The 22,300-nt window shown below is 60.9% G+C and carries 23 protein-coding genes and 1 pseudogene; 9 read left to right on the forward strand and 15 right to left on the reverse strand.

Going from position 1 to position 22,300, the window contains the following annotated elements; translation table 11 throughout:
* Nucleotides 1-53 precede the first annotated feature (53 nt).
* From H5T64_06865 to H5T64_06895, 7 genes are all read right to left on the reverse strand, one after another.
* Nucleotides 54-857 carry a GNAT family N-acetyltransferase gene (locus H5T64_06865; GenBank protein MBC7264067.1) on the reverse strand — a complete coding sequence of 268 codons (804 nt, stop codon included), beginning with the start codon at nt 855-857 and terminating at the stop codon, nt 54-56.
* 126 nt (nt 858-983) lie between these two features.
* Nucleotides 984-1,790: a radical SAM protein gene (locus tag H5T64_06870; GenBank protein ID MBC7264068.1), complete on the reverse strand. Its 807-nt coding sequence runs from the start codon at nt 1,788-1,790 to the stop codon at nt 984-986.
* Complete coding sequence (locus H5T64_06875; GenBank protein MBC7264069.1) at nt 1,787-2,236, reverse strand: type II toxin-antitoxin system VapC family toxin; 450 nt, start codon at nt 2,234-2,236, stop codon at nt 1,787-1,789. Before H5T64_06875 ends, H5T64_06870 begins: the two co-directional genes overlap by 4 nt.
* Nucleotides 2,211-2,477, reverse strand: a complete 267-nt coding sequence (locus tag H5T64_06880) for a hypothetical protein (protein ID MBC7264070.1) — start codon at nt 2,475-2,477, stop codon at nt 2,211-2,213. The genes H5T64_06875 and H5T64_06880 overlap by 26 nt, the downstream gene beginning before the upstream one ends.
* Before the next feature lie 156 nt (nt 2,478-2,633).
* Complete coding sequence (der, locus tag H5T64_06885; GenBank protein ID MBC7264071.1) at nt 2,634-3,959, reverse strand: ribosome biogenesis GTPase Der; 1,326 nt, start codon at nt 3,957-3,959, stop codon at nt 2,634-2,636.
* 123 nt (nt 3,960-4,082) lie between these two features.
* Nucleotides 4,083-5,306, reverse strand: coding sequence for a hypothetical protein (locus tag H5T64_06890; protein ID MBC7264072.1), 1,224 nt, complete (start codon nt 5,304-5,306; stop codon nt 4,083-4,085).
* A 2-nt stretch (nt 5,307-5,308) separates the two neighbouring features.
* Nucleotides 5,309-6,172, reverse strand: a complete 864-nt coding sequence (locus H5T64_06895; GenBank protein MBC7264073.1) for a TIGR00159 family protein — start codon at nt 6,170-6,172, stop codon at nt 5,309-5,311.
* 245 nt (nt 6,173-6,417) lie between these two features.
* Here H5T64_06895 and H5T64_06900 point away from each other — a divergent pair, with 245 nt between their 5' ends.
* A complete protein-coding gene (locus tag H5T64_06900; protein ID MBC7264074.1) occupies nt 6,418-6,633 on the forward strand; it encodes a type II toxin-antitoxin system HicB family antitoxin in 216 nt (71 codons plus the stop codon).
* Complete coding sequence (locus H5T64_06905) at nt 6,633-6,860, forward strand: type II toxin-antitoxin system HicA family toxin (protein MBC7264075.1); 228 nt, start codon at nt 6,633-6,635, stop codon at nt 6,858-6,860. Before H5T64_06900 ends, H5T64_06905 begins: the two co-directional genes overlap by 1 nt.
* 86 nt (nt 6,861-6,946) lie before the next feature.
* Here the strand turns inward: H5T64_06905 and argF are convergent, their stop codons facing one another.
* The 8 genes and pseudogenes from argF to H5T64_06945 all read right to left on the reverse strand — a co-directional run bounded on the left by argF (nt 6,947) and on the right by H5T64_06945 (nt 12,454).
* Complete coding sequence (gene argF / locus H5T64_06910) at nt 6,947-7,873, reverse strand: ornithine carbamoyltransferase (GenBank protein MBC7264076.1); 927 nt, start codon at nt 7,871-7,873, stop codon at nt 6,947-6,949.
* 129 nt (nt 7,874-8,002) lie between these two features.
* Nucleotides 8,003-8,734, reverse strand: coding sequence for an HD domain-containing protein (locus H5T64_06915; protein MBC7264077.1), 732 nt, complete (start codon nt 8,732-8,734; stop codon nt 8,003-8,005).
* Nucleotides 8,735-8,769: 35 nt separating this feature from the next.
* Nucleotides 8,770-9,690, reverse strand: coding sequence for a hypothetical protein (locus H5T64_06920; GenBank protein MBC7264078.1), 921 nt, complete (start codon nt 9,688-9,690; stop codon nt 8,770-8,772).
* Entirely contained in the window at nt 9,687-10,259 is a 573-nt protein-coding gene (locus tag H5T64_06925; GenBank protein MBC7264079.1) for a hypothetical protein, read from the reverse strand. The genes H5T64_06920 and H5T64_06925 overlap by 4 nt, the downstream gene beginning before the upstream one ends.
* Complete coding sequence (locus H5T64_06930) at nt 10,256-10,495, reverse strand: hypothetical protein (protein ID MBC7264080.1); 240 nt, start codon at nt 10,493-10,495, stop codon at nt 10,256-10,258. The genes H5T64_06925 and H5T64_06930 overlap by 4 nt, the downstream gene beginning before the upstream one ends.
* A 171-nt stretch (nt 10,496-10,666) precedes the next feature.
* Entirely contained in the window at nt 10,667-11,302 is a 636-nt protein-coding gene (locus H5T64_06935; GenBank protein ID MBC7264081.1) for a DUF3786 domain-containing protein, read from the reverse strand.
* A 748-nt stretch (nt 11,303-12,050) separates the two neighbouring features.
* Nucleotides 12,051-12,284 (reverse strand): annotated as a pseudogene (locus tag H5T64_06940) (MBL fold metallo-hydrolase).
* Nucleotides 12,281-12,454: a hypothetical protein gene (locus H5T64_06945; GenBank protein ID MBC7264082.1), complete on the reverse strand. Its 174-nt coding sequence runs from the start codon at nt 12,452-12,454 to the stop codon at nt 12,281-12,283. The pseudogene H5T64_06940 and the gene H5T64_06945 overlap by 4 nt, the downstream one beginning before the upstream one ends.
* A gap of 295 nt (nt 12,455-12,749) precedes the next feature.
* Here H5T64_06945 and H5T64_06950 point away from each other — a divergent pair, with 295 nt between their 5' ends.
* The 7 genes from H5T64_06950 to H5T64_06980 all read left to right on the forward strand — a co-directional run bounded on the left by H5T64_06950 (nt 12,750) and on the right by H5T64_06980 (nt 22,226).
* Nucleotides 12,750-13,847: a YedE-related selenium metabolism membrane protein gene (locus tag H5T64_06950; protein MBC7264083.1), complete on the forward strand. Its 1,098-nt coding sequence runs from the start codon at nt 12,750-12,752 to the stop codon at nt 13,845-13,847.
* 14 nt (nt 13,848-13,861) lie between these two features.
* Nucleotides 13,862-14,083, forward strand: a complete 222-nt coding sequence (locus H5T64_06955; GenBank protein ID MBC7264084.1) for a sulfurtransferase TusA family protein — start codon at nt 13,862-13,864, stop codon at nt 14,081-14,083.
* A 60-nt stretch (nt 14,084-14,143) separates the two neighbouring features.
* Nucleotides 14,144-15,193 carry a selenide, water dikinase SelD gene (selD, locus tag H5T64_06960; GenBank protein MBC7264085.1) on the forward strand — a complete coding sequence of 350 codons (1,050 nt, stop codon included), beginning with the start codon at nt 14,144-14,146 and terminating at the stop codon, nt 15,191-15,193.
* Complete coding sequence (locus tag H5T64_06965; protein ID MBC7264086.1) at nt 15,190-15,417, forward strand: DUF3343 domain-containing protein; 228 nt, start codon at nt 15,190-15,192, stop codon at nt 15,415-15,417. Before selD ends, H5T64_06965 begins: the two co-directional genes overlap by 4 nt.
* Before the next feature lie 377 nt (nt 15,418-15,794).
* Nucleotides 15,795-20,645: a carboxypeptidase regulatory-like domain-containing protein gene (locus H5T64_06970; GenBank protein MBC7264087.1), complete on the forward strand. Its 4,851-nt coding sequence runs from the start codon at nt 15,795-15,797 to the stop codon at nt 20,643-20,645.
* 32 nt (nt 20,646-20,677) lie between these two features.
* Nucleotides 20,678-21,769 carry a LysM peptidoglycan-binding domain-containing protein gene (locus tag H5T64_06975; GenBank protein MBC7264088.1) on the forward strand — a complete coding sequence of 364 codons (1,092 nt, stop codon included), beginning with the start codon at nt 20,678-20,680 and terminating at the stop codon, nt 21,767-21,769.
* 223 nt (nt 21,770-21,992) lie between these two features.
* On the forward strand, nt 21,993-22,226 hold the full coding sequence (locus H5T64_06980; protein MBC7264089.1) for a hypothetical protein: 234 nt from the start codon (nt 21,993-21,995) through the stop codon (nt 22,224-22,226).
* Nucleotides 22,227-22,300: the final 74 nt, after the last annotated feature.

The raw sequence follows: 22,300 nt of genomic DNA on the forward strand, positions 1-22,300 counted from the left end.
TTCAGCGGCAGTTGCACTGCCGCGCAGTTCAGGGGAACCTAAGCATCTCTGTCTTATGACATCTGCCACGCTTCGACAACTTCTCTCTGGAAGGCTTCTCGGTCCAGGACGAAAGACTTGATAGGCCTGGCATTCACCACGCAGCCTTCAAAACCGCCCCGTTTCTCGACCTCCCCTGGTTCTCCGGATCTGCTTATCCACCGCACCGGAATCCCCGGGATGATCTCTTTGACCACCTGCGCCGCCTTCACCAGGAAGACATAGGCGAAGGGGCAGAACGAGGGTCCGTAGATAATCACGGCTTTGCCCCGGTCCTCACCCTGGGGAATATAGCAGGCCTCTTCCTCCTGACCGGGCGGATAGACAAAGCCCTCTTCCAGGGGATAATACAGGTAGTCAGGATCCTCACCCACTTGCTGGAAGCCCTTGCCCTTGAAAAACTGGCGTGCGGGATATTGGTCGGGCAGTTCCCCGGGGAAGGTCTTCGTCACCAGGGCCAAGGCTGGCTGGCCGTCGAACCAGGCCCTGGGTCGCCTCATATCCTCTATCAGATTGGCTAACAACCGTTTCCCAATCCCTTTTCGCCAGTGCTCCTTCTCATGAACGAAGATGCAATGGATGTACACGACCCGTTCCTTGGGCACGGGTTTATACTGGATGAGACCCACCGGGGTGGAGCCCACGTAGGCCAACTTGGCGCACCCTCCCCACATCCGCAGCATCTCCTGCGCCCATTTGCGCTTCTCCTCCCTCCCCTTTGTGAAAGCGGGGTCGGCTATCCTCTCCGGTGGGATGCACACTCGACACAGGTCCTCTACGTTCTCGGCAGTCACCTCGCTTATTCTGACCTCTTCCATCTCCTCCTCCCTTCAGTGCATGCGCCATTTCGCACCGTAGGACAAGATGGCATCTTGTCCCACCCCCAATGCTCGCTTGCGCCAGCAAGGCTCACCATCGAGACGGCTGGCTTTTCTGCGGTTGCATCATCCGCTCACTGCAATACCGTATTTCCCGGCCAGCCTTTGTGCCCTGGCTATCAGTGCCTCGTGATAGGGCCAGCGGTTGGCGGCGATATGGTGGTATCCTTCCACCAGGTCTGGGTAATGGTTCTCCAGCACTCTTCTGACCCTCCCCCAGATCCCGCCGCTGAGTTTCATGCTGTCCACATACACGTAAGAGACGCCCGCCTTGGCCAGTTCCCCAAACAGGACGTCCATCTGCTCTTCCGTATCCGAAAGCAGGGGCAGGACCGGGCCGTAGAACGCCCAGGTCTTGATCCCCGCCTTCGCCAATTCGCTCAGGGCTTCCAGGCGTGCCGGGACGGGCGAGGAGCGAGGCTCGAACAGCCGCCGCACCCCGTCATCCGGAGTAGTGATAGTGAAACCCACCTCTACGTCCTGGAGGCGACGGAGCAGGTCGAGGTCGCGCAATACAAGTGCCGACTTGGTGAGGATGGAGATGGGGAAATCGTATGCGGTGAGCACTTCCAGGCAGGCGCGGGTGATCTCGTACTTCTTCTCGAGGGGCTGATATGGGTCGGTTACCGTGCCAATGGCGATGTTGCCCCGTTTCGCCCGGCGCATCTGCTTGGCCAGCACCTCTGGCGCGTTGACCCGTACGTCCACGAAGGTGCCCCACTCTTCCTTGTGGCCAGTGAAGCGCTTCATAAAACTGGCGTAACAGTAAACGCAGCCGTGCGCACAGCCCACATAAGGGTTGAGGGCGTAGTCCACGCCCTCAATGCCCGACTTGGTGAGGATAGATTTGCAGTGTATTTCTCTGATAATCATGGTTTAGCCTGATCGGCGGTCCCAACCCAGTGAATATGGGGGAATTCATCGCGGACCGCATTGTAAAGTTTCTCGTCGGCCGTCCAGAACTCGGCACCCATCATCTCGGCCAGAGCCAAGTAGTAGGCGTCGTAGGCAGCGGGGCGGTTCAAGCGAACGGCCAGGTCGAGGGCGCGAAGGGAAAGCCCAGGCGGATCAAGAAGTTCAATCGCCAGGGACAGAGCCACCTCCAGGGCACGTCGAGCATCTGGCAAGGACATCGTGCCTCGCATTACTTTGCGCCGCAAGGCTGATGTGGCTTCGCATTGGAGCAAGGTGGGGGCAATTACCCGAATGCCTCCTTGCATCCACTCAGCCCACAGAGTTAGAGCCCGCTCGCTCTGAGTTTCGGCAGTGACCAAGGCAACAACGATGCTGGCGTCAACGCAGACCGGTGATCTCGGCATCTCGCTCTTCCCGCATCTGACGGATGTCCTCGACGCCACTGGGCATCTCGCCGTACCTCTGTCGAAACTCCTCCTGCAAAGCCCGGAGTTGTTCTATGCTCTGCAACCGCCGCCGCTGTTGTATTTCCCGCTCCATGGCCTCGGCGATGACTCGTGAACGCTCCCCGGCGGGGATGATGCGCTTGATCTCTTCCCAAAGTTCACGGGGGAAAACGAGGGAAACCCGTACTGTATTCGCCATACATACCTCCAATACATACAATCTATCTATACTTATTATACACCATCATCGCTTTTCCGTCAACCTTTCGCGCTTCCTCAAGACTCGCAGTGCACCACAAGATTTGTGGGTCCGTTGGAGACAACTCGGCCCAGAGAATAAGTCCGTCCTTTTCACTTACCTGCGCTTCCTCTTCTCACGTCCCCGGAAGCGCAACACCAGCGGCGTGCCCTCGAACCCCCATCGCTCGCGGATGCGGTTCTCCAAGTAGCGCTGGTAGGAGAAGTGCACCAGTCGCGCGTCGTTCACGAAGAAAACGATGGTCGGCGGGTCCACCTCGGGCTGGGTGGCATAATAGAAAGCCAGGCGTTTGCCCGCCTTCGAGGGCGGGGCGTGGCGGGCGATGGCATCGGCCACCAACTCGTTGAGTTCGCCCGTCGGGATGCGCTGAAAGCGTTGTTCGCGCACCCGCAGCGCCGTATCCATCACCTCGCTCACCCGCAGACCCGTCAGCGCCGACACGTACAGAATAGGCACCCAGGGCATAAAACGGAGTTGCTCGCGAATGCGGGTGGTGAATTCCTCCATCGTGTGGGCTTCTTTCTTGACCGCATCCCACTTGTTCACCACCAACACCAGGCTCTTGTAATCCTCCAGGATGTAGCCGGCAATGTGGGCGTCTTGGGCGGTGATGCCCTCGATGGCATCTATGAGCAGGAGCACCACATCAGCGCGGTTGATGGCCTTCAAGGCCCGCAACACGCTGTAGCGCTCCACGCCGCGGTCAATGGCCCCTCGTTTGCGGATGCCCGCCGTGTCCACCAACACCACCGGTTGGCCTTTCCAGGTGAGGGGGGTATCGAGGGCGTCGCGGGTGGTGCCGGGGATCTCGCTGACGATGGCCCGCTCCTGGCCCAGGATGCGGTTGAGGAGCATGGATTTGCCCACGTTGGGTCGCCCGACAATGGCAATGCGCACTCCCTCGGGCATCTCCTCCTCGGCTACCTTGGGCAGCGCAGCCACTACTGCATCCAACACCTCGGCCACGCCGGTACCGTGCAGCGAGGACACAGGGTACACTTCGCCCAGGCCCAGTTCGTAGAACTCCAGGGCGTGGGCGCGGCGCTCGGCGTTGTCGGCCTTGTTGGCGGCCAGGATGACGGGCTTGCGGGTGCGACGCAGCACGCCGGCGATGTCGTGGTCGGCGGGGACCAGGCCGTCCAGTACGTCGGTGATGAAGATAATGGCGTCGGCCTCGGCGATGGCCACCTCGGCCTGAGCGCGCACCTGGGCGGTCAGGTCGTCCGCCTCGCCGAGCACCAACCCGCCAGTGTCAATGAGGGTGAAGGTGAGGCCGTTCCACTCCGTATCGCCGTACAGCCGGTCTCGAGTGGTGCCCGGCACATCCTCGACGATGGCCAGGCGTTGGCCGATGGCGCGGTTGAAAAAAGTGGATTTGCCAACGTTGGGTCGCCCCACGATGGCCACAAGGGGCTTGCTCACAGAACACCTTTCACTGCCTGGCTAAGCATTGTTAGGACGGCTTTCCATAGCCGCCCGTAAGGGACAGGTATGGAACCCTGCCCCTACACCTATGCCCATCGCCTTTCACTGCCAATGGCATGCTTAGCGCACCGTGATCTGAACCTCGACCGTTTCGGGGACAACGCTCTTCACTGCCAAACCTAACCCTTCGGTCAGGCGAACGGTGGGTTTCACCTGATGCGTCCCCACGCCCAAGCGGGCCAGATCTACCACCACTTGCACGTCCTCGTCCTTCAGTTTCTGCAACACTGGCAGGGGACCGGAAAGGATGATGTCCACGGTTTCGGGAGAGATGGTGGCTTTGTAGCCGGAGCGCAAACCCTGGATGACGATAGTGCGTCGCACGGTCTGCCCGCCCAGGCTGGCCTGGATAGAGACGCGCACCTGCACACCCTCGCTCACTCCTTCGCCCAGCACCAGCACTCCCTCCGGCAGGGCGAGTGGCACGCGCTGCACCACATCCTCATCGGCTCCGGAGACATCAATTGGCTGGGTATCCAGCACCCCGGGGAGTTTCCCGATCACATCGGGATTGCCGAACACCGTAACCGCCGACGGTTCCACCGTGATGCTGCTCACCCAATAGCCTGGGGCTGGCGTACCCGTCAGCACCACCCGCACTGTCAAAGTCCGGTATCCCAACTGCTCCTCGATGGGCACCGTCACCATTACCGAAGTCGGATTCACCGCCAGACCGTTGATGACATTGCCATCACGGTCCAGCAAGATCACCTTTGCACTGGTGTGGACTGTGGTCCGAGCCCCGCGCAGCGAGACGTCCGCCACCGCTTCGGCTACCCCGTCCACCAATGAAGCCGCACCACTTACTGTGACTTCGGTGGGCGACACCTCCGGCAACTTGGAGATGTAGCCCAGGGGTACGCTCTCCTCATCCAGTACCCGGGCCCGCACCCTCAACTTACGTTGACCCTGTCGCTCCAGGCTGAATTGCGCCGTCTTGGGTTTGTAATCCTGGATGCGCACCTGCCGCTCGTCACAACGGACGACGATGGGCACCTCGTGTGTCCCAGGGCCCAGGCCAGCCATATCCAATGTGGCGTGGAACCGGTCCACAGTGAGCGTCGTCCACATCCTATCCGGGGCCAGGATAGTAACTTTCACCGTGGCCGGGATCTCGCCCGCAGCCACTAGGTCTTCGCTCTTGTTCAGCACCTCCACCGGGATGGGCGGGCCGAACTCCCCTGCTCGCGGTTGGTTCTCCAAGAGTGCCCCAACCCACACCACCACCGACAGGACAACGGCAAGGAACATCGAAGGCCAATTTTGTGTCAACCAGCGCGCCATCGCTACCCTCGCAGTTCGCTCTGTTGCCGGCCAACTTCAGAGCGCGCCTCTTTCTTCCACAGAGTCGGCAGCCAGGTGGGAATGGCGCGCTCCGGCAGTGGGCGGTATTCCTCTTGCAGGAGGCGACGCAGGCGGGCCTCGTCCAGCCGGCGCACCATACGCCCGTTTTTGGCCAGACTGATGATGCCTGTCTCTTCAGAGACCACCACGGCCAGGGCATCGGTTTGCTCGGTGATGCCGATGGCGGCGCGGTGCCGTGTGCCCAGGTGTTTGTCGGCCAGTTCCATGCTGGTGAGCGGCAACACACAGGCGGCGGCGACGATGCGGTCCTCGCGGATGATGACCGCACCATCGTGGAGGCTGGTGTTGGGGAAAAAGATGGTGGTCAGCAGATCGGCAGAGACCTCGGAGTCCATCTCCACGCCCGTCTCGGCGAAATCCTGGAGGCCAGTGGAGCGCTCCAGGATGATGAGCGCGCCGTGGCGCTGCTCCGCCAGTTGGCGGCAAGCCCGGGCCACGTGGGCGATGACCCGGCTGGCGGTGGCCTCGCGCACGCGCAGGTCCACCAGCCCGCCCGCGCGCCCCAGCCGTTCCAGTGCCCGGCGCAATTCCGGCTGGAAGACGACGATGATGCCCACCATCAGTGCGCCCGCCGCCTGGCGGAAGAGCCAGCGCAAGGCAGGCAGGTCGAGGAAATTGGAGAGGATCACCACCAAGACGATGAGCACCACTGCCCCTCGCGCCAACTGCACTGCCTGGGTGCCCTCGATGAGTTTGAGGACGACGAAGAAAATGATCGAGACCAGCAGGATGTCAACGACCGCTTTGATATCGAATTGGGCGACGATCCACAGTAATTGTTCCATCCCACTCACTCATTGCAAGACGCCAAGCAACCCTTTCTGGTTCCCAATCCCGCCGCTGAATTGATGCGGCGGCCACGCCAGCGGATAAATCCGCAGGCTACGGGTTGCAAAGTCGGCTGAAGCCGACTGGCAGTCCGCTTCAGCGGGCTTGGCAATGAATTAGCCCCTTCTTTTGGACTTGACTAACCAATATTTGCTACTATAATGCTATTAGAAGCAGAATCATTACCGTGAGGAAAACATTTATGAAAGAATATCAATTTCCTGTGATTATCGAATATGACCCTGAAGAGAACGTCTACTTGGCCGATTGTCCCCTTTTACAAGGATGTTACACAGACGGCAAGACCTACGAAGAAGCGTTAGAAAACATTAAGGACGCCATAAAATTGTGCATCGAATCGCGTTTGGCCGTCGGTGATCCGGTTCCCACCCCAGAATTGGTCAGGGTCGCCGTATAATGCCCGATAAACTCCCATCGGTCCAAGCGCGGCAAGTGATTAAGGTCCTAGAGGCCCTTGGTTTCCAGCGAATCAAACAATCAGGCAGCCATGCCACTTATCGCCATCCCAACGGACGTTGGACCATTGTTTCGATCCACCCAAGCAAAACCATTCCCAAAGGCACATTGCGCAAAATTCTCCGCGATGCCGGCTTGACCCCAGAAGAATTCGTTGATTTACTCTAGACAAAAATCAGGCATCTTCATTAATACAACCCCTACTATATCACCACTGCTACCCCGATTTGTAGCCCCAAATTCCATCACACCCGTCACCCCCCACCCAGCAAGATGGCCAGGATGGCTTTCTGCACGTGCATCCGGTTCTCGGCCTGGTCGAAGATGACCGAGTGAGGCCCATCGGCCACCCCATCGGTGATCTCCTGGCCCCGATGCGCGGGCAGGCAGTGCATCACGATGACGTCGGGCCTGGCCCTGGAGACCAAGGCAGCGTTCACCTGGTAGGGCGGGAAAACCTCCAGTCGCTTCTTCTGTTCGGCTTCCTGGCCCATGCTCACCCAGGTGTCGGTGTAGATCACATCGGCCCCCTTCACTGCCGCCACCGGGTCATGGGTCAACTCCACAGTGCTTGAATTCTCCCGAGCGAAGGCGAACGCCATCTCCACCACCCGCCCGTCGGGCTCATAGCCCTCCGGTGTAGCGGCCACAATGTCCATCCCCACTTTGCTGCAGCCAAACAGGAGCGAGTGCAAGACGTTGTTTCCATCGCCCACCCAGGCTAATTTCAACCCCGTCAGCCGCCCTTTCTTCTCGAGGATGGTGAAGAGGTCGGATAGGGCCTGACAGGGATGGCTGTAGTCGGAAAGACCGTTGATGACCGGCACACGGGAATAGCGGGCCAGTTCCTCCAGGTCGGAGTGGGCGAAGACGCGGGCCATAATGCCATCCACATAGCGGCTGAGGACGCGGGCCACGTCGGCGACGCTTTCGCGCTTGCCCAGTTGGATCTCGTCAGGCGAGAGATAGAGAGCGTGGCCACCCAGATGCTTCATCGCCATCTCGAAGGAGACGCGGGTGCGCAGCGAAGGTTTCTGGAAGATCATGCCCAGCGACTTGCCCACCAGCCGTGGGATATTGCCGCCGGCGGCCCATTCCTCCTTGAGTTCTTGCGCCAAATTGAGGATGTCCCAGATCTCGGAACTGGAAAGATCAGCGAGGGAAATGAGGTCCTTCTTCATTGCATTGCCTCCCTAAGAGTGTCCATCACGCGGTTTATGAGACTTGCACATATTATAACACAAAAGGGAGGGAATGCGTAACGCCAATGTGTAGGGGCAGGTCTGTAGGGGCAGGTCTGAGACCTGCCCCTACGAGAACAGATCTATGTCATTGATCCGTAACTGGAATTTGCAGCCCAGGAATCGCACCGCCCGCCGGGCGATCAACATGCGAGTCATGAAGATCTCGAAGTATTCCATCACCTGGGAGAGAGAGGTGTCAATGTCCACTTCGAAGGCGATGGTGCGCTTCTCGGCGTCCACGCGCACGAAGGAGCGCTTGGCGGAATAGTTCACTCGGTCGTGGATATCGAAGGACAGGGGATCGGGGTTCTGCACACGGGAGCGGTGCACGTCGGCCTTATCGGCGATGATGACCGCGGCAGAGATGGGGCTCACCGGATCGCCGCGCTCTTCCTCATGGTTGCCGATGGCGGCGATGATGTAACTCACTTCCTCGTAGTCCATACCCAGGCGTCTGAGCACCTCCTGAGCGATGAAGGCGCCAGAGTGGGCGTGGTTCTCGCGGTGGACGACGTTGCCGATGTCGTGCAGGTAGCCAGCGATCTCGGCCAGTTGGGCCTGGCGCTCGGGGTAGCCCAGGCGGAGGAGGATGTTGCGGGCGATACTGGCCACCAGGCTGGCGTGGCGCTCGCCGTGCTCGGTGAAGCCCAGGAGTGCCATCTGCTCGGCGCCGCGCTTGAGGTAGGCGATCACTTGCGGGTCGCGGCGCACGTCATCCAGGGTGACCAGTTTGACCTGCGGTGCTGCCACCTCTTTCGCTTTGACTTTATTCACTGCGTTGGTCGAGAGTTTGCTCATCGCGTCTAACTCGCCTGTTCCTCCCAGGTGAACGTTCACCCTGCCACTGCCAGCGCGGCCACCACCATGCTGAGCGCCAGGTAGCCCTGCACCCGGGCCGCATAGTCACCGACCCCGGCATCGCCCTGGCGAACTGGCTCCCAGAGCAACTGCGGTGGCAGCAATAGGCCCACCACCAGTGCGGCCAGTGGCACCCGGATCGCGACCAGCAGTGCCACTGCCAGCGCCTGGGGCAGGGCACGCAGCCAGCCTGGTGCCTCCGGCCACGAGATGGCCCACATGCTCAGGGCATAGAGCAGGCTTGCCACCAGTGAGGCTGGGTTTCGGCCACCGAAAGCGGCGAACCCCGCCCACCACGTCAGCAGAAACGTCCCGGCTACGGCGATTTGCCTCCGCTCACCCATTGCTTCGCATATCACAGCCAGCCCGACCAAGGCCAGAGTCAACCACACCAGTGGCGGACCCAGGTGCCAAGACAGCGACAGGGCGAACAGCGTCCCCAGCGCCACGGTGGCAACATTCGCCTTCACACGCCCGCTGCGGGTGCGCCACTGGGCCACGACCTGAGCCCACCGGACCGACAGGTTGTGGGCGAGAGAACCCCGCACGGTGTAGGGCAACACGGGTGGGTCCGCGGGGCGGCGCTTCGGGCCCTGCAGTGCCCTTCGCCAGTCGGTTTCCACTATCGCCCACCAGATCGAGCCCCACAGGGGCCCCACTAAGAGCAGCGCCAGCGCCAGCCGGGCGGCAAAGCCAATCCCTAGCCTGGGCCCGGCTGAGAGAGTCCCGCAAATCAGGGCCAGCGGTGTAGCCAAATAGGATAGTGGCGCCGCCGGATACGTCACCGGCCCGGCCCAGCGCCATGTTAATGTAGGAGAAGGCATCGTCAAGGTGTTCCCCTCGTCAATGGAACAAGAGTTGGAAGTCGCAGCAAAGTGCCTTTTCGATGTGCTCACCCCGGCTGTACCGCCTCTGTTTGCAGCCGGGCCCACAGTTCATTTAATCCCAACGAAGTTACCCACTCTGCTATGTATATTTCATCCAGTCGCCCCCGCTGGATTTCATATACGCCAAGCGCATCTTGAAAGTCCTGCTCCCATTGGGTTTCGCGATACCAGAGTAACTTCGAAAGAATGGCATCTTCAGGTGAACTGATGTAGACTAGCCGGCCACCACTTAGCAAAGGCTCGCGACGCCGGCGCTGGAAGGCCTCACACCGATAGGGATCAGTTCCGAGAACCCAGAAATCGATCTTGAAGCCCGTGTCGAGATGAACCAGATTGAACTGGCTATACTGTTCCACCGCCTGGCGCATAGACTCAGCATCGGCATAGAAACGATCGTCAAGAGCGCTGGCCAGATCTTGTGTTACCGCAACAGGGATCTGCACTACCAGATCAACATCATGAGTGGCGCGGGGCCGGCCCCAGAAACTCGTGGCAAAAGAACCTACCACCATGTAGGGAACAGAGCGCAGTTCCAGTTCTTCCACTACCAAGCCCAGGATTTCATCTGGCGTCATCATCGGCGCCCCTCAAGATATCTCTCCACTTGGGCGAAAAGTTCAGGCGACAACATGCGACGTCGCAACTCCTGACTCAGTGCCTCGGGACTGATGTCCGCATTCTGTTGTCGTATGGCCCGGACAGCCATTTCTTGCACCATCGCGCTGAGTTCCAGAGCGATGCGCAGGCGTTGCTGGGGGGTCAGACGACGGTAAATGTTAATCCTGTGCCGCTCGGCGGCCGAATGCTCGGTCATGGCTCTATCGCTGGCCTAATTGTAATGCCTTAAATCTTACCTCTTGATTATAACCCCGCCTTGCAATCCGGGCAAACAAGTCACCACAAAGACCCGAAGGCACAAAGACGTCCCCATTGTTCCCCCGCAGTTGCACTGCGAGGAAATGTTGCGCTGCCGCGTGCTTCCACTTCAACGGCGTTGCGCTTCCTTTTTCAGCCGTGTTGCCACCAGTCCGCCCAACACCGCCAAATCCTCCGTCGGCAGGTAGTGTGCTGCCGAGGCATCGAAGAGAACATTGGCAGCGGCGGGAAACTCCTCATCGCCACGGTGCAATACCACCGCCACCGGCACCCGCGGGAGTATGCGGAACATGAACGCGGCGTCGCCGTATGTCAGCCGATCCCCACCCAGAGCCACTGCTGCGGCGATGAAACCCTCCAGGTCATCGCCGAAGCGGCGGACCAGGATGCCTGCGCTACGTCCTTGGAAAGCGGGGTCGTATCCGAGCCCGCCGGGCAATTCGCGGAAGGAAATCCAGCGATCGGCGGGAAGGGTGCCATCTGCGGTCAGTAGGTAGTGAAGCATCAGTAGTTGCTCGGTGACCGAAGGTTCTGCCCCGCTGGCGGCATGGCGCACTGTCACCTTTGGGAAAGTGATCGCGTATTCATCGCCCCAGAAGCGCAGGAGGAAATGGCCGCGGTTTCCTTCCTCGGGGACGAATTCGCAGGCTGCGCGGTACGCCGTTAAGTAGGGATCCAATTGCTGCATATCCTGGTAAGCCTTGTACAGGGCCAGCAGATGGGCTTCTTGTCTGGTTCGAGCCATGATTTCCTCCTCTCTTCTGGTAGAGGCGGAGCATTTTCCCCTACTGGAAGATCCTCCGCAGCCAGGCCAACAGCCGCTCCCAGAGCGATGGGCGATGGCTCTCCTCGGGCCAACGGATATCGCCCGCCTCATCGGTGCGCAGGACCGGCCCATAGGTCTGCAGCCAATCTATCACCGTCGGGTGGGGATGACCGTAGGTATTGGGGCCCACGCTGATCACCGAGAGACGTGGTTGCACGGTCGAGGGCACCCAGCCTGGCGTCCCCGAAAGCCCCCCGTGGTGCGCCACTTTCAGCACATCGGCGCGCAAAGCCCCTTCCCCAGCATTCGCCTGCTCCCAGCCCTCCGCTTCTGCGTCGCCGGGGAGCAGTAATGCCGGGCCACCAGCGTCCACCCGCAGGATGATACTGGCGTTATTGGTCGCCGTGGAGAGGATGCCCACCCTCTCTTCCACACTCAGGCGCTCCATCCCCGCGCCCAGGCTCTCCAGGATGGCGCGGATCTCACTAGCGGCAGGTCCCAGCACGCGGAGGTTCAGCCCCGCCGGAGCGACATAGGCGGTGAGGAAGCCCGCCGACGGGTAGGCGATGATTGCGCCGCTCTGAACTACCTGGGCGTGGAGTTGCAGGTAGTTCTGGAAACTGGTCACAGAGATCTCACCGGGAGTGCTGTTCTCGGTTTCGGTCGCGGCGAAGAGGGTCAGCGTTAGGCGCGCCTGCCTGGGATCAGGGCCCCAGAAATGGCGGGGAGGAAAAGCCTCCAGAACTGCGGGCAACCCGCCGATGTGGTCGTCGTCCACGTGGGTGGCCACCACCAAGTCTAGGCGTCGCACGCCGGCCCGTCGCAGATAGCGCACCACCTTGTTGCCCTGGTCGGCGCGGCCACCGTCCACAAGCATGTTCCACGTCGTGCCTCCATCGCAGTATGTGACCAGAATGGCGTCACCCTGGCCGACGTTGATGAAATGGGCTTGTAATGTCATAGCAAACTCCTGGCTTCCATTATACTTCCATTCAGACCCAGCGCCAACAGGCGGGAGACCCGGTGGTCCGGGTGGCCACTGACTGCAAAGGCCACATCGTTCAGCGGCAGTTGCACTGCCGCGCGCCGTTCAGCGGCAGTTGTACTGCCGCGTATTCCCAGGGTTGACAAGTGTCCCGCTGACAAGTTGACATGTGCACTGCTTTGGAGTAGAATGCTATCGCATTTTTGCCACACCTCTACCAAGAAAGGGGGTGACGTCGAGATGGTTTTGTATCGCAAGACATGAGATCGTGCGGGCACAATGCACGGGATGCATTGGCCGACCATTCTCGCCGCGCCGGCAGCGTCTATGACCGGCGACGTTACCCCCTGCTGTCTCCTGCTTGGACTGCTGTAGGCTCTGACGTTGCCGGAGGGCTATGCCGTGTGCGGCCCACAAAATCCGTCAACGAAAGGAGCCAACATGTCTTCTCTTGATCGCCTCTTCACGTCCCGCTGGGGACCTATTCTCACGGGCATTGCGGTGGGTGTGCTCGGCCCCGTTTTGGTCAGGCTGGGCAACCCCGGCAACATGGGTATATGCGTCGCTTGTTTCAGCCGCGATATTGCCGGTGCGCTCGGGCTGCACCGCGCCAGCCTGGTGCAATATATCCGGCCGGAGATCATCGGCTTTGTGCTCGGCTCCCTGGTCGCGGCGCTACTTTTCCACGAATTCAAGCCGCGCACCGGCTCCGCGCCCCTGGTGCGATTCCTGCTGGGAATTTTCGCCATGATCGGGGCGATGGTGTTTCTGGGCTGCCCCTGGCGTACCTATCTGCGCCTGGCCGGTGGCGACTGGAATGCCATTCCTGGCATCCTCGGCCTGATAGGCGGTATCGGACTGGGGATCGTTTTCCTGCGCATGGGCTACAGCCTGGGGCGCAATCGCCCTGCTCCTCGGGCTTTGGGCTGGGTGATGCCTCTCCTGATGGTGGGCCTGCTCCTGCTGTTGATTGCGGCCCCCCAGTTCGGGCGTGATGCCGATGGCAACCCCACCGGCCCGATCTTCTTCTCGACGAAAGGCCCGGGCAGCCAACACGCGCCGTTGCTGGTCGCCCTGGGGGTCGGCTTACTCCTCGGCTTCCTGGCCCAACGCAGCCGCTTCTGCACCGTCGGCGCCCTGCGCGACCTCATCCTGATGCGCGACACGCACCTGCTCAACGGCATCCTGGCGCTGATCGCAACCGCTTTCGTCACCAACTTGCTGCTGGGACAGTTCCGGCCAGATTTTGAGAATCAGCCTGTGGCCCACACCAACGCGCTGTGGAACTTCGGAGGGATGGTCCTGGCAGGGTTGGCCTTTACTCTGGCTGGTGGCTGCCCAGGTCGGCAACTTTTCCTGTCTGGTGAAGGCGACGGCGACGCCGCATTGTTCTCACTAGGGATGATCGTGGGGGCGGGATTTGCCCACAACTTCAACCTGGCCAGTTCGACGAGCGGGCCGAGCCCCTTCGGCCCAGCAGCAGTGATCGTCGGTTTGATCATCTGCGTTGCCATCGGGCTGACGATGCGCGAACCGTAGAGAGGAGAGTAACGATGAACCACGTTGAAACTGTGGACGCTCGCGGGCTATCGTGCCCGCAACCAGTCATCCTGGCCCGCAAGGCGCTGGAGGCGGCTGGGAAGGGCACGGTAAAGGTGCGAGTGGATAGCGGTACCAGCCGGGACAATGTGAGCCGTATGGCTCGCGGCCTGGGCTGGCGAGTGGAAATAACGCAGGAAGGAGATGAGTTCCTGCTAACATTATCCAAAGAATAGCGAGGAGTGCGACGCACTCCTGCGGGGGTGCGTCGCCCCGACTGGAGAAGGAAGATTGAGATGACGAGAGAAGAGATCCGTCTGACTGCGATGACCACGGCTGCGGGTTGAGCGGCGAAGAGGGGCCCAGCGGCCCTGGCGCAGGTCCTGCGCCCACTGCAAAACCTCTTTCGCGCCGAGGATTACCCCAACCTGTTGGTAGGGCTCTCCAAAGCCGATGACGCTGCGGTCTATCGCCTGACGGATGACGTGGCCGTCATTCACACCGTGGATTTCTTCACCCCGGTGGTGGATGACCCGTATCAGTATGGGGCGATCGCCGCGGCCAACGCCATGAGCGATGTCTATGCGATGGGCGGCGAGGTGATCCTGGCCCTCAACGTCTGCGCTTTCCCCGCCGACATGGACCCGGCAATCATCGCCGAGATCCTGCGCGGCGGGGCGGAGAAAGTGGCCGAGGCTGGCGGGGTACTGGCTGGCGGCCACACTCTGGACGACCCCGAGCCGAAATACGGTCTGGCGGTGCTGGGCGTGGTTCACCCGGATCGGGTGCTCACCAAGGCGGGGGCCCGGCCCGGCGACGACCTGGTGCTGACCAAGCCTCTGGGAGTGGGCATCATCACCACCGCCCTCAAGGGCGGGGTGGCCGACCCTGCCCACGTGCAAAAAGCAGTGGAGAGCATGGCTACCCTCAACCGTCTGGCTGCCCAGGCGATGCAAAAGGTGGGCGTCCACGCCGCCACCGACATCACTGGTTTCAGCCTGCTGGGTCACGCCAGCGAGATGGCCGAATTAAGTGCCGTGGGGTTGTGTTTCTATTTCGGCAAACTCCCCTTCTTGGAAGGCGCCCGCGGCTACGCGGGTAAATGGCTCTTCCCAGGTGGTACTAACCGCAACCGGGATTACTACGGCTGCGGGGTAACCTTCGCCCCTGAGATCCCGGAGGAGATGCAGATGCTCCTCTTCACCCCAGAGACCAGCGGGGGGCTCCTGATTGCCGTGCCGGCGGAGAAAACGCCGGAATTGGAAGCCCTTTTCGCCGCCCTGGGGCGAGCGGTCTGGCGCGTCGGTGAGGTCGTGGAGGGTTCGGGGATTGAGGTTCGGAAATGACGGCGTCGGCTGGTGTGGTTTTGTTCTACACGACCTCGGCGGCGATACGCGCCGAGAAGGTCCTGCTCAAGAATGGGTTAGAGGTCCAACTGATCCCCACGCCGCGGGAACTCTCCAGCGACTGCGGCATTGCCCTGCGTTTCGATTGGGGCAAAGCAGAATCGGTGAGCGCATTGCTGGCCGCGGCCGGCGTGGAGATCGCGGGTATGCATCCTGTAGGGTGAGCGGGGCTTGGCAACAAACCGCCTGCCGCTGGCAATCAATCACCGGGCGGCAGTACTCTCAATACTAGCGGAGCGATAAAATCAACCTCCCCCCGCAACTATCCCCGCCCTATTCCGTCAAGTAATACAGAAAAGTTACGCACTTTCTATCCAAGGAGTGGATTCTACCGCAGAGCACGCCGAGATGGCTGAGTTTTGAGGTTTTCTCCGCGTTCTTGGCGTCCTCAGCGGTGAATAATTATTTACCTGCGTTCACACCACCATCGCCCTCACAAGTAGTTCGCCAAAGTTGACAATTTGGTTGATATATGGTAAGATAAACGTGCCCTGGGGAGCCATTTTTCCCCGGCGTTTTGGCATCGCCCCGGAGGTGAAAAATGAATCAGATGCCGCATCTCACAGCGCAGGCGCGATTGCGCCTGGGTGTAGTCGTGCTCGTCCTGATCGCCCTGGCGCTCAGCCTGTGGATCGTAGTTCTCCCCGCCCTTGGCCAGCCCGGCGACCCCACCGTCCGTGATCCGTTCACCACCGCCGGCGTAGAAGACCCGCCTTACACCGACCCGTTCGCGGTCTTCAACCCCCAGTTGTCTCAAGCACCCAAAAAGGATTCCATCACCTGGAACCCTATCTGGATGTACGAACTGGAGACCCCCGACGAGAACCGAGACCTTTACCACCACATCTATCTCGGCGACCGCAACGGTTCGGAGAAGGTCTGGTTCCGCATGTGGTATGAGCCGGAGCACTGGGACAAGGACCTCAATGCCAACCGCGTCCTCGACCGCGACAGCAGTTACCGGCCCACCAGCACCGACGAGTGGTATCCGGCCATCATGCAGGAGTTCACCTACATGATGATGGAGCCCAAGCGCCTGGCCGACAAGCCCGAGCCAGCCTGGGCCCAGATGGGCATCTCCAAATTCGTCTTCCCGGTGGGCGTACGCATGGCCGACCTGGGCAACACCAGCAGAGGCTACGGCCTCACCAGCCTGGACGCCAACTTCGATGGCACCCCAGAGATCGTGCACCTGGATAGCGAACTCAGCCTCTCGCAGGGGCCCTACATCAATCACTTCCGCATTGACTTCGACGGCGACGGCGTCATCCAGAAACTGGACCAAGATGGAACCCCGCTGAGCGGCGACGAGTTGCTGATCCTGCATCTGGACACGATCGAACTCCACGTCGGCGACTCCCTCCAGTTCTTGGACTTCTACCTCGGCCTGGACAACGTGTCGAGCGATGGGGCCCGCCTAATCATTTATTACAATGGCAACATCGCCTTGGGCATGTCGGTGACCAAATTGGTCCCCGAGCGGCAATTCATCATTGCCAACCCTTCGACGGTCTTCGGGCCCTACAATAGCGACCAGATCGGCCACGTCCGCGGGCCCTTCTTCGCCTACGTGGACACCGTGGACCCGACGGAAGCGCGTGCCCGCATCGTGGTGGGTCGCGCCCTCGGCGCCACCCACAGTGGCATGGAAGACGCCCCCTATTCTCCGGACCTGCGCCCCGGCGACCCCTGGTGGCTCAAGCGCTTCTACGTGGATGGCCACGAATACAACGTAGTCGCCATCTACGCCCGCAACTTCGCGGGTGAAACCGATTCGCGCTTCCAATTCATCACCATTCGCACGCCGCTTCCCAAAGGCCCGGATACTTACTTCATTGACCAGCACTCGGTGTACCTGGAGGAATATAACACCAATGAGCAGTTGTCGGTGATGCCGCCGTATAACCACGAGCACTACATTTTGGGCGACGTGCAGGCCATCACCGAATTCACCTGCGGCACCGACCTGACCGCTGCCGAGAGCGCCGTCCACTATCTGGGACCACTCATCGGGCCGGTGGCACCTATCTTGCAGGACAACGTGAGCCTGCCCTATGTCACCAGGGATGGGCTGCGGACTTATAGCAGCCCTCTGGACACGCAGATGTACTACGTCCGCGAGGGTCCCAACGAGCAGTACATCGGCGAACTCAAGCAGAAGTATGGGGAAGACCGGAGCGACGGCAGCGAATTCTGGTACGTGGAGCAGTTCCATTCCCTGCCCTGGTATTACACAGAATTCGTCCTGCCCGACATCCCCGGCGTGAATGAACTATACTTGCTGACGGCGGCCTACACCGCCCCGCAGAGCGAGTATTTGCAATGGATGCAGGGCCGGCCCGCCGATACCGGTCGCTACAACCTGCGCTGGGACGACACCGTGGATTGCTGGGTGCGCGATGAAGGAGTCTCTGCCATGCCTGGCAGCGGCTGGCAGCCGCGGGTGAAGTTCTGGTTCGACCCAGCACAAGGTGGCCCGAAATACAAGACCCTCGAAGGCGTGCGCCTGTACGGCTACGATGGCCGCTCGGCAGGCGATAGCACCGCCACCGACCGTCTGGCGCCTACCTACCCGGTGGAGGTCTATCCCTACACCGACCCGTGGGCTCCCTTCAACCCGCATCTCCCACAGGCTCCGCGCAAGGACTCGCTCACCTTCGACCCGGCCTATATGAACGAGTTCGACCATACCGGCGAACCCATCCACGCCCTCTACGGGCGCATCCGCACCGAGAACGGCGATGCCCGGGAGAAAGTGTTCCTGCGGATGTGGTATGAGCCAGAGTACATGGATAAGATCCTCACGTCCAGCAGCGTTTACACTTTCCCCGCCCTCCTGCAAGAATATACGTACATGCTGCTGGATACGACCGATAAACCCACCCACGGCCAGCCCGGCCAGACTACCATGGTCTTCCCCATGGCCACGGGGTACCGGGAATTGCCGGGCCTCGTCGCTGGCGCACCGGACCCGGCCTGGCTGCCCAGCGCTGGCTGGGGCGTGACTTCCTTCGATTGCAATTTCGACGACATCAACGACATCGTCACTGTGCATAGCGAGCGCTCACTGGAGAAGCGCACCCACATCGCCGCCGATTTCGATGGCGACGGTGGGGCCCTCGACCAGTTAGACCAGGATGGCGTCCCCCTGAGTGGCGACGAAATGGTCATCCTGGCCGTGGACGACGTAGAACTCGCCCGTGGTCAGAGTGCCCAGTTCTTAGACTACATGGTGTATCTGGACAACGTTTCGGCGAGCGGGGCGGAGTTCCGCATCTGGCGCACAGGCGGTGGCACAGGCCCTTCGCTCCAGCCCTATCAGATCGGCTTCGTCACGCTGGCCGCAGGCGAGATGGCCATCGCCGGCCGCACCGACACGTGGTACAGGAAGATACCGGCCGGTGGTAACAACCTGGGCAGTATGGACGGCCCGTGGTTCGTCTGGGTGAGCGGCATCAATCCCACCACCAAGATGGCCTGGGTGATGGTGGGCCGCGCCCTGGGAGCCTCGCGCTCGGCCATGGATAACGGCGCTGGAGCCCACGACCTGACCCCCGGTGATCCCTGGTATCTCAAGCGCTTCTTCGTGGACGGGCACGAGTACAACGTCACCGCCGTCCATGTGGTGCCTGCGGATTATGTTAACCCAACCTGGGAACAATATGAGTTCAAGTACATCACTATCCGCACGCCCATCCCCAAGCAGGAATTCGTGAACTACCAGGATTCGCAGCGCCTGCAGGATTACGGCATTGACGATTATCTGCCCTTCGTGCCGCCTTTCAACGCTTACCATACTGCTATGCAAGACATCCAGGCTATCACTGAGGCAGATTTCGCCAATCCCCTCTCCTATGACGCTGATTGTCACGGCTCCATCTATGCCCGGCCGGGGCTCTCCGTCCGTCTGACAGACGAAGATGTGGAACCGCAGTTCAGCGGCGAACTCAAAGAGAAGTACTGGCGCATTGGTTCCACAGACCTATGGAGCACCGAGCAGTTCCGCATCATCCCGCAACACTACAGCACGCTGCTTCTGGCCGATGTACCCGGCATTACCGAGTACTACTTGCTCACCACCGACTGGTGGTCGGATCAGAGCCGCGTGCATTTCTACGGCTGCGACGCGATTACCATCACCCAGAACGCCCTACACGGCCTGAACTCCAACATCCCGGCCACCAACACCGACCCGGCCGTGGGCGAAGATTACTTCACCGCCGACCCGGCCCATCCGCTGCGCCTGACTTTGCTTTACGCACCGACGGACACCATTGACCCTTACATCAACGTAGTGAGTGCTCGGAACACGTTGCGCGTTTACGGTGAGACGGATTACAGCGCCGCGCCTGCCGCAGCGCCGACGCCCACACCGACGCGCACTCCGACCCGGACGCCCACGCCTACCGCCACGCCCTCTGGCACCGGCGGCATCTCCGGCGTGGTGCTGCTCTTCGGGCGGACGAACCACTCCGGCACCACCGTAACCGCCAGTGGGCCCGTCGTGGCCACGACCACCACCGGAGCCAGTGGCAGTTTCAGTTTCGGTGGCTTGCCCGCCGGGACATACACCGTCCGCGCCTCCAAGCAGAACTACATCTACGCGGAGAAGACCGGTGTGGTCGTATCCGCCGGCGTGAACACCGACATCGGCACTGCTCAACTGCCCGCCGGCGACCTGAATGACGACTGCAGAGTGAACATCATTGACCTGGTGATCATCGCCACGGATCCCGGCTGGAGCGACCCAAGCCCCTGCCGCATCCCCATCAACCCACGGGCGGACGTGAACGGCGACGGCTGCCTGAACGTGATGGACCTGGTATGCGCCGGCCGCAACTACGACGCCACCTGCCCTGCGCCGTGGGCTATGGTCCCAAGCGTGATGACTATGGCGGCAAGTCCGGAGCCGGCCCGCGTCTTCCTGGATCCGGCATGGACGCGGGTGGAAATGGGCGAGTTCATCACCATCAACGTGAAGATCGAGAACGCGTCGAACCTGTACGGCACGGAGTTCGAGATCGCCTTTGAGCCCACCGTGTTGCAGGTGGTAGATAGCGATGCCGCGGTGGAGGGCGTACAAATCACCCCCGGCCCATTCGTGGATCTGGGTCCCGACCAGAGCTACATCGGTCCGAACAATGCGGATAACGCTGCCGGGCGGATCCTGTTTGTAGCCACCCGCAGTGGCTCAGCGGAACCCGGGCAGGGCGACGGCACTTTAGCCAGCATCACGTTCTGGGTTGTGAACGAAGGCTCATCGGCTCTTACCTTCAAGCGTCTGGCACTCAGCGATGCTGAGGGCGGCGCTCTGGATGCTACCGCCTCTGGCGGGACCGTTTCGGCTTTCGCTGAGGCTTGGATCTACATGCCCATCGTCCACAAAAAGTAGTCAACAACGAAGCAAGCAAGGAGGTACAAACGATGTGGAACAAAGTACGCGGACTTAGAGCCCTGCTGGCGACCCTAATGGCACTCAGTTTCATACTGGTTGCCGCGCCGCCAGCCCTGGCCCAGGGGACAACGGTGATCGTGTACCCGGCATCACAGTCCATTGCTGTGGGAGGAACAGCGGTAGTGGAGATCCGGGTGCAGAACGTCACCAACCTGTATGGGGTGGATTTGCGCCTCTCTTTTGACAAGACCAAACTCGAGGTGCAAGACGCCAACCCGACGGCGCCCGGTATCCAGGTGGCCCCCGGCGCGTTCCTGGATCCCTTCCAGGGGTTCCTGCAGAACAACACCGCCGATAACACCGCCGGGACCGTGCAGTACGTGTACACCCTGGTGGGTTCGACGGCTCCGGCGGCGACTGGGACAGGCACGCTCATCTCCATCCAGTTCAAGGGCATCGCGGCGGGGACAGGTAACATCTCCTTCACCGCCACGACCCTGGTGGACTCGAGCGCTGCACCCATCACCCATACCACGACCGGCGGCTCCATCACGGTGGTGAGCGGGCCAACCCCAACTCCCACGTCCACCCCCGCGGCCACACCCACGGTCGGGCCTACACCAGCGTGGCCACCAGGTGTGGGGGGCTTCACGTACATCGTGCAGTGGGGTGACACTCTGTCCTCGATTAGCCGCAGGTTCGGTGTGCCCATCAGTGTGCTCATCTCGGCCAACGGCATCGTGAACCCGAACTATATCCGGGCGGGCCAAGCTCTGTGGATTCCGGCAGCGCCGCCACCCTCGTGGCCCGGGCCCGTCACCCATGTGGTCCAGCCAGGCGAGAACCTGTTCCGCATCGCCCTGCGCTACGGCACCACAGTGCAGGCTATCCAGGCGGCCAATGGCATCCTGAACCCGAACTACATCCGGGCCGGCCAGGTACTGGTGATCCCGAGTGGGCCACCGCTGCCGCCGTGCCGCGTGTGGCACACCGTGCAGCCGGGCCAGACGTTGTGGGGTATCGCGGCGATGTACCAGGTCTTACCGTGGTACATCATCACGCTCAACAACCTGGTGAACCCGAACCTGATCTACGTCGGACAGGTGCTCTGCATACCGTGAGCCCTTCTCAGAAACCCGTTTTCTCGAAGAAAACGGGTTTCTGAGGCGCTTCACTTTCTGTTAGTCCGCTCCGTTGTAGCCTGCCTGAGAGCAGGCAGTCCCATTGGGCCTACTGTATCTGATAGCCAGGTCGAGCATGATCGTTGGCATTGGCAAGAGAAAAATAAGTTTGTGTAGCGCCAGTGGCTGAAGGCATAATATAAACAGCGGCTGGCGCTATTTTATGGCCATGACAAGCCGTCGGTTGGAAACCGACGGCAACGAATGGGAAACCCGCCCAGCGGGTTTGACAATGCGAGCCGTCGAATTCTATTCGACGGCGAGGGATGCCTATGCGACGGCAGGCTGGAGATTTCGGCGACTGGCCGGAGATTTCGGCAATGTGCCATCAATCTGCCGTCGGTTGGAAACCGACGGCAACGAATGGGAAACCCGCGGGGCGGGTTTGATGATATGAGCCGTCGCACACGGGCGATTCCATTCGACGGCGAGGGCTTGTCATTACCAAAATTGCAACAGAAGGGAGATGCC

This window comes from Chloroflexota bacterium, assembly GCA_014360825.1.
In the GTDB taxonomy this organism is placed as follows: Bacteria; Chloroflexota; Anaerolineae; order UBA2200; family JACIWT01; genus JACIWT01.

Bases quoted from the DNA above. Each gene is read 5' to 3' on its own strand.
- argF (MBC7264076.1), bottom strand. From the start codon at position 7,873: ATGAAGAAGGACCTCATTTCCCTCGCTGATCTTTCCAGTTCCGAGATC.
- H5T64_06925 (MBC7264079.1), bottom strand. From the start codon at position 10,259: ATGATGACGCCAGATGAAATCCTGGGCTTGGTAGTGGAAGAACTGGAA.
- H5T64_06965 (MBC7264086.1), top strand. From the start codon at position 15,190: ATGACGGCGTCGGCTGGTGTGGTTTTGTTCTACACGACCTCGGCGGCG.
- H5T64_06975 (MBC7264088.1), top strand. From the start codon at position 20,678: ATGTGGAACAAAGTACGCGGACTTAGAGCCCTGCTGGCGACCCTAATG.
- H5T64_06890 (MBC7264072.1), bottom strand. From the start codon at position 5,306: ATGGCGCGCTGGTTGACACAAAATTGGCCTTCGATGTTCCTTGCCGTT.
- H5T64_06935 (MBC7264081.1), bottom strand. From the start codon at position 11,302: ATGGCTCGAACCAGACAAGAAGCCCATCTGCTGGCCCTGTACAAGGCT.
- H5T64_06875 (MBC7264069.1), bottom strand. From the start codon at position 2,236: ATGCCGAGATCACCGGTCTGCGTTGACGCCAGCATCGTTGTTGCCTTG.
- H5T64_06880 (MBC7264070.1), bottom strand. From the start codon at position 2,477: ATGGCGAATACAGTACGGGTTTCCCTCGTTTTCCCCCGTGAACTTTGG.
- H5T64_06970 (MBC7264087.1), top strand. From the start codon at position 15,795: ATGAATCAGATGCCGCATCTCACAGCGCAGGCGCGATTGCGCCTGGGT.
- H5T64_06950 (MBC7264083.1), top strand. From the start codon at position 12,750: ATGTCTTCTCTTGATCGCCTCTTCACGTCCCGCTGGGGACCTATTCTC.
- H5T64_06865 (MBC7264067.1), bottom strand. From the start codon at position 857: ATGGAAGAGGTCAGAATAAGCGAGGTGACTGCCGAGAACGTAGAGGAC.
- H5T64_06930 (MBC7264080.1), bottom strand. From the start codon at position 10,495: ATGACCGAGCATTCGGCCGCCGAGCGGCACAGGATTAACATTTACCGT.
- H5T64_06980 (MBC7264089.1), top strand. From the start codon at position 21,993: ATGGCCATGACAAGCCGTCGGTTGGAAACCGACGGCAACGAATGGGAA.
- H5T64_06895 (MBC7264073.1), bottom strand. From the start codon at position 6,172: ATGGAACAATTACTGTGGATCGTCGCCCAATTCGATATCAAAGCGGTC.
- H5T64_06905 (MBC7264075.1), top strand. From the start codon at position 6,633: ATGCCCGATAAACTCCCATCGGTCCAAGCGCGGCAAGTGATTAAGGTC.
- H5T64_06955 (MBC7264084.1), top strand. From the start codon at position 13,862: ATGAACCACGTTGAAACTGTGGACGCTCGCGGGCTATCGTGCCCGCAA.
- H5T64_06870 (MBC7264068.1), bottom strand. From the start codon at position 1,790: ATGATTATCAGAGAAATACACTGCAAATCTATCCTCACCAAGTCGGGC.
- H5T64_06900 (MBC7264074.1), top strand. From the start codon at position 6,418: ATGAAAGAATATCAATTTCCTGTGATTATCGAATATGACCCTGAAGAG.
- H5T64_06915 (MBC7264077.1), bottom strand. From the start codon at position 8,734: ATGAGCAAACTCTCGACCAACGCAGTGAATAAAGTCAAAGCGAAAGAG.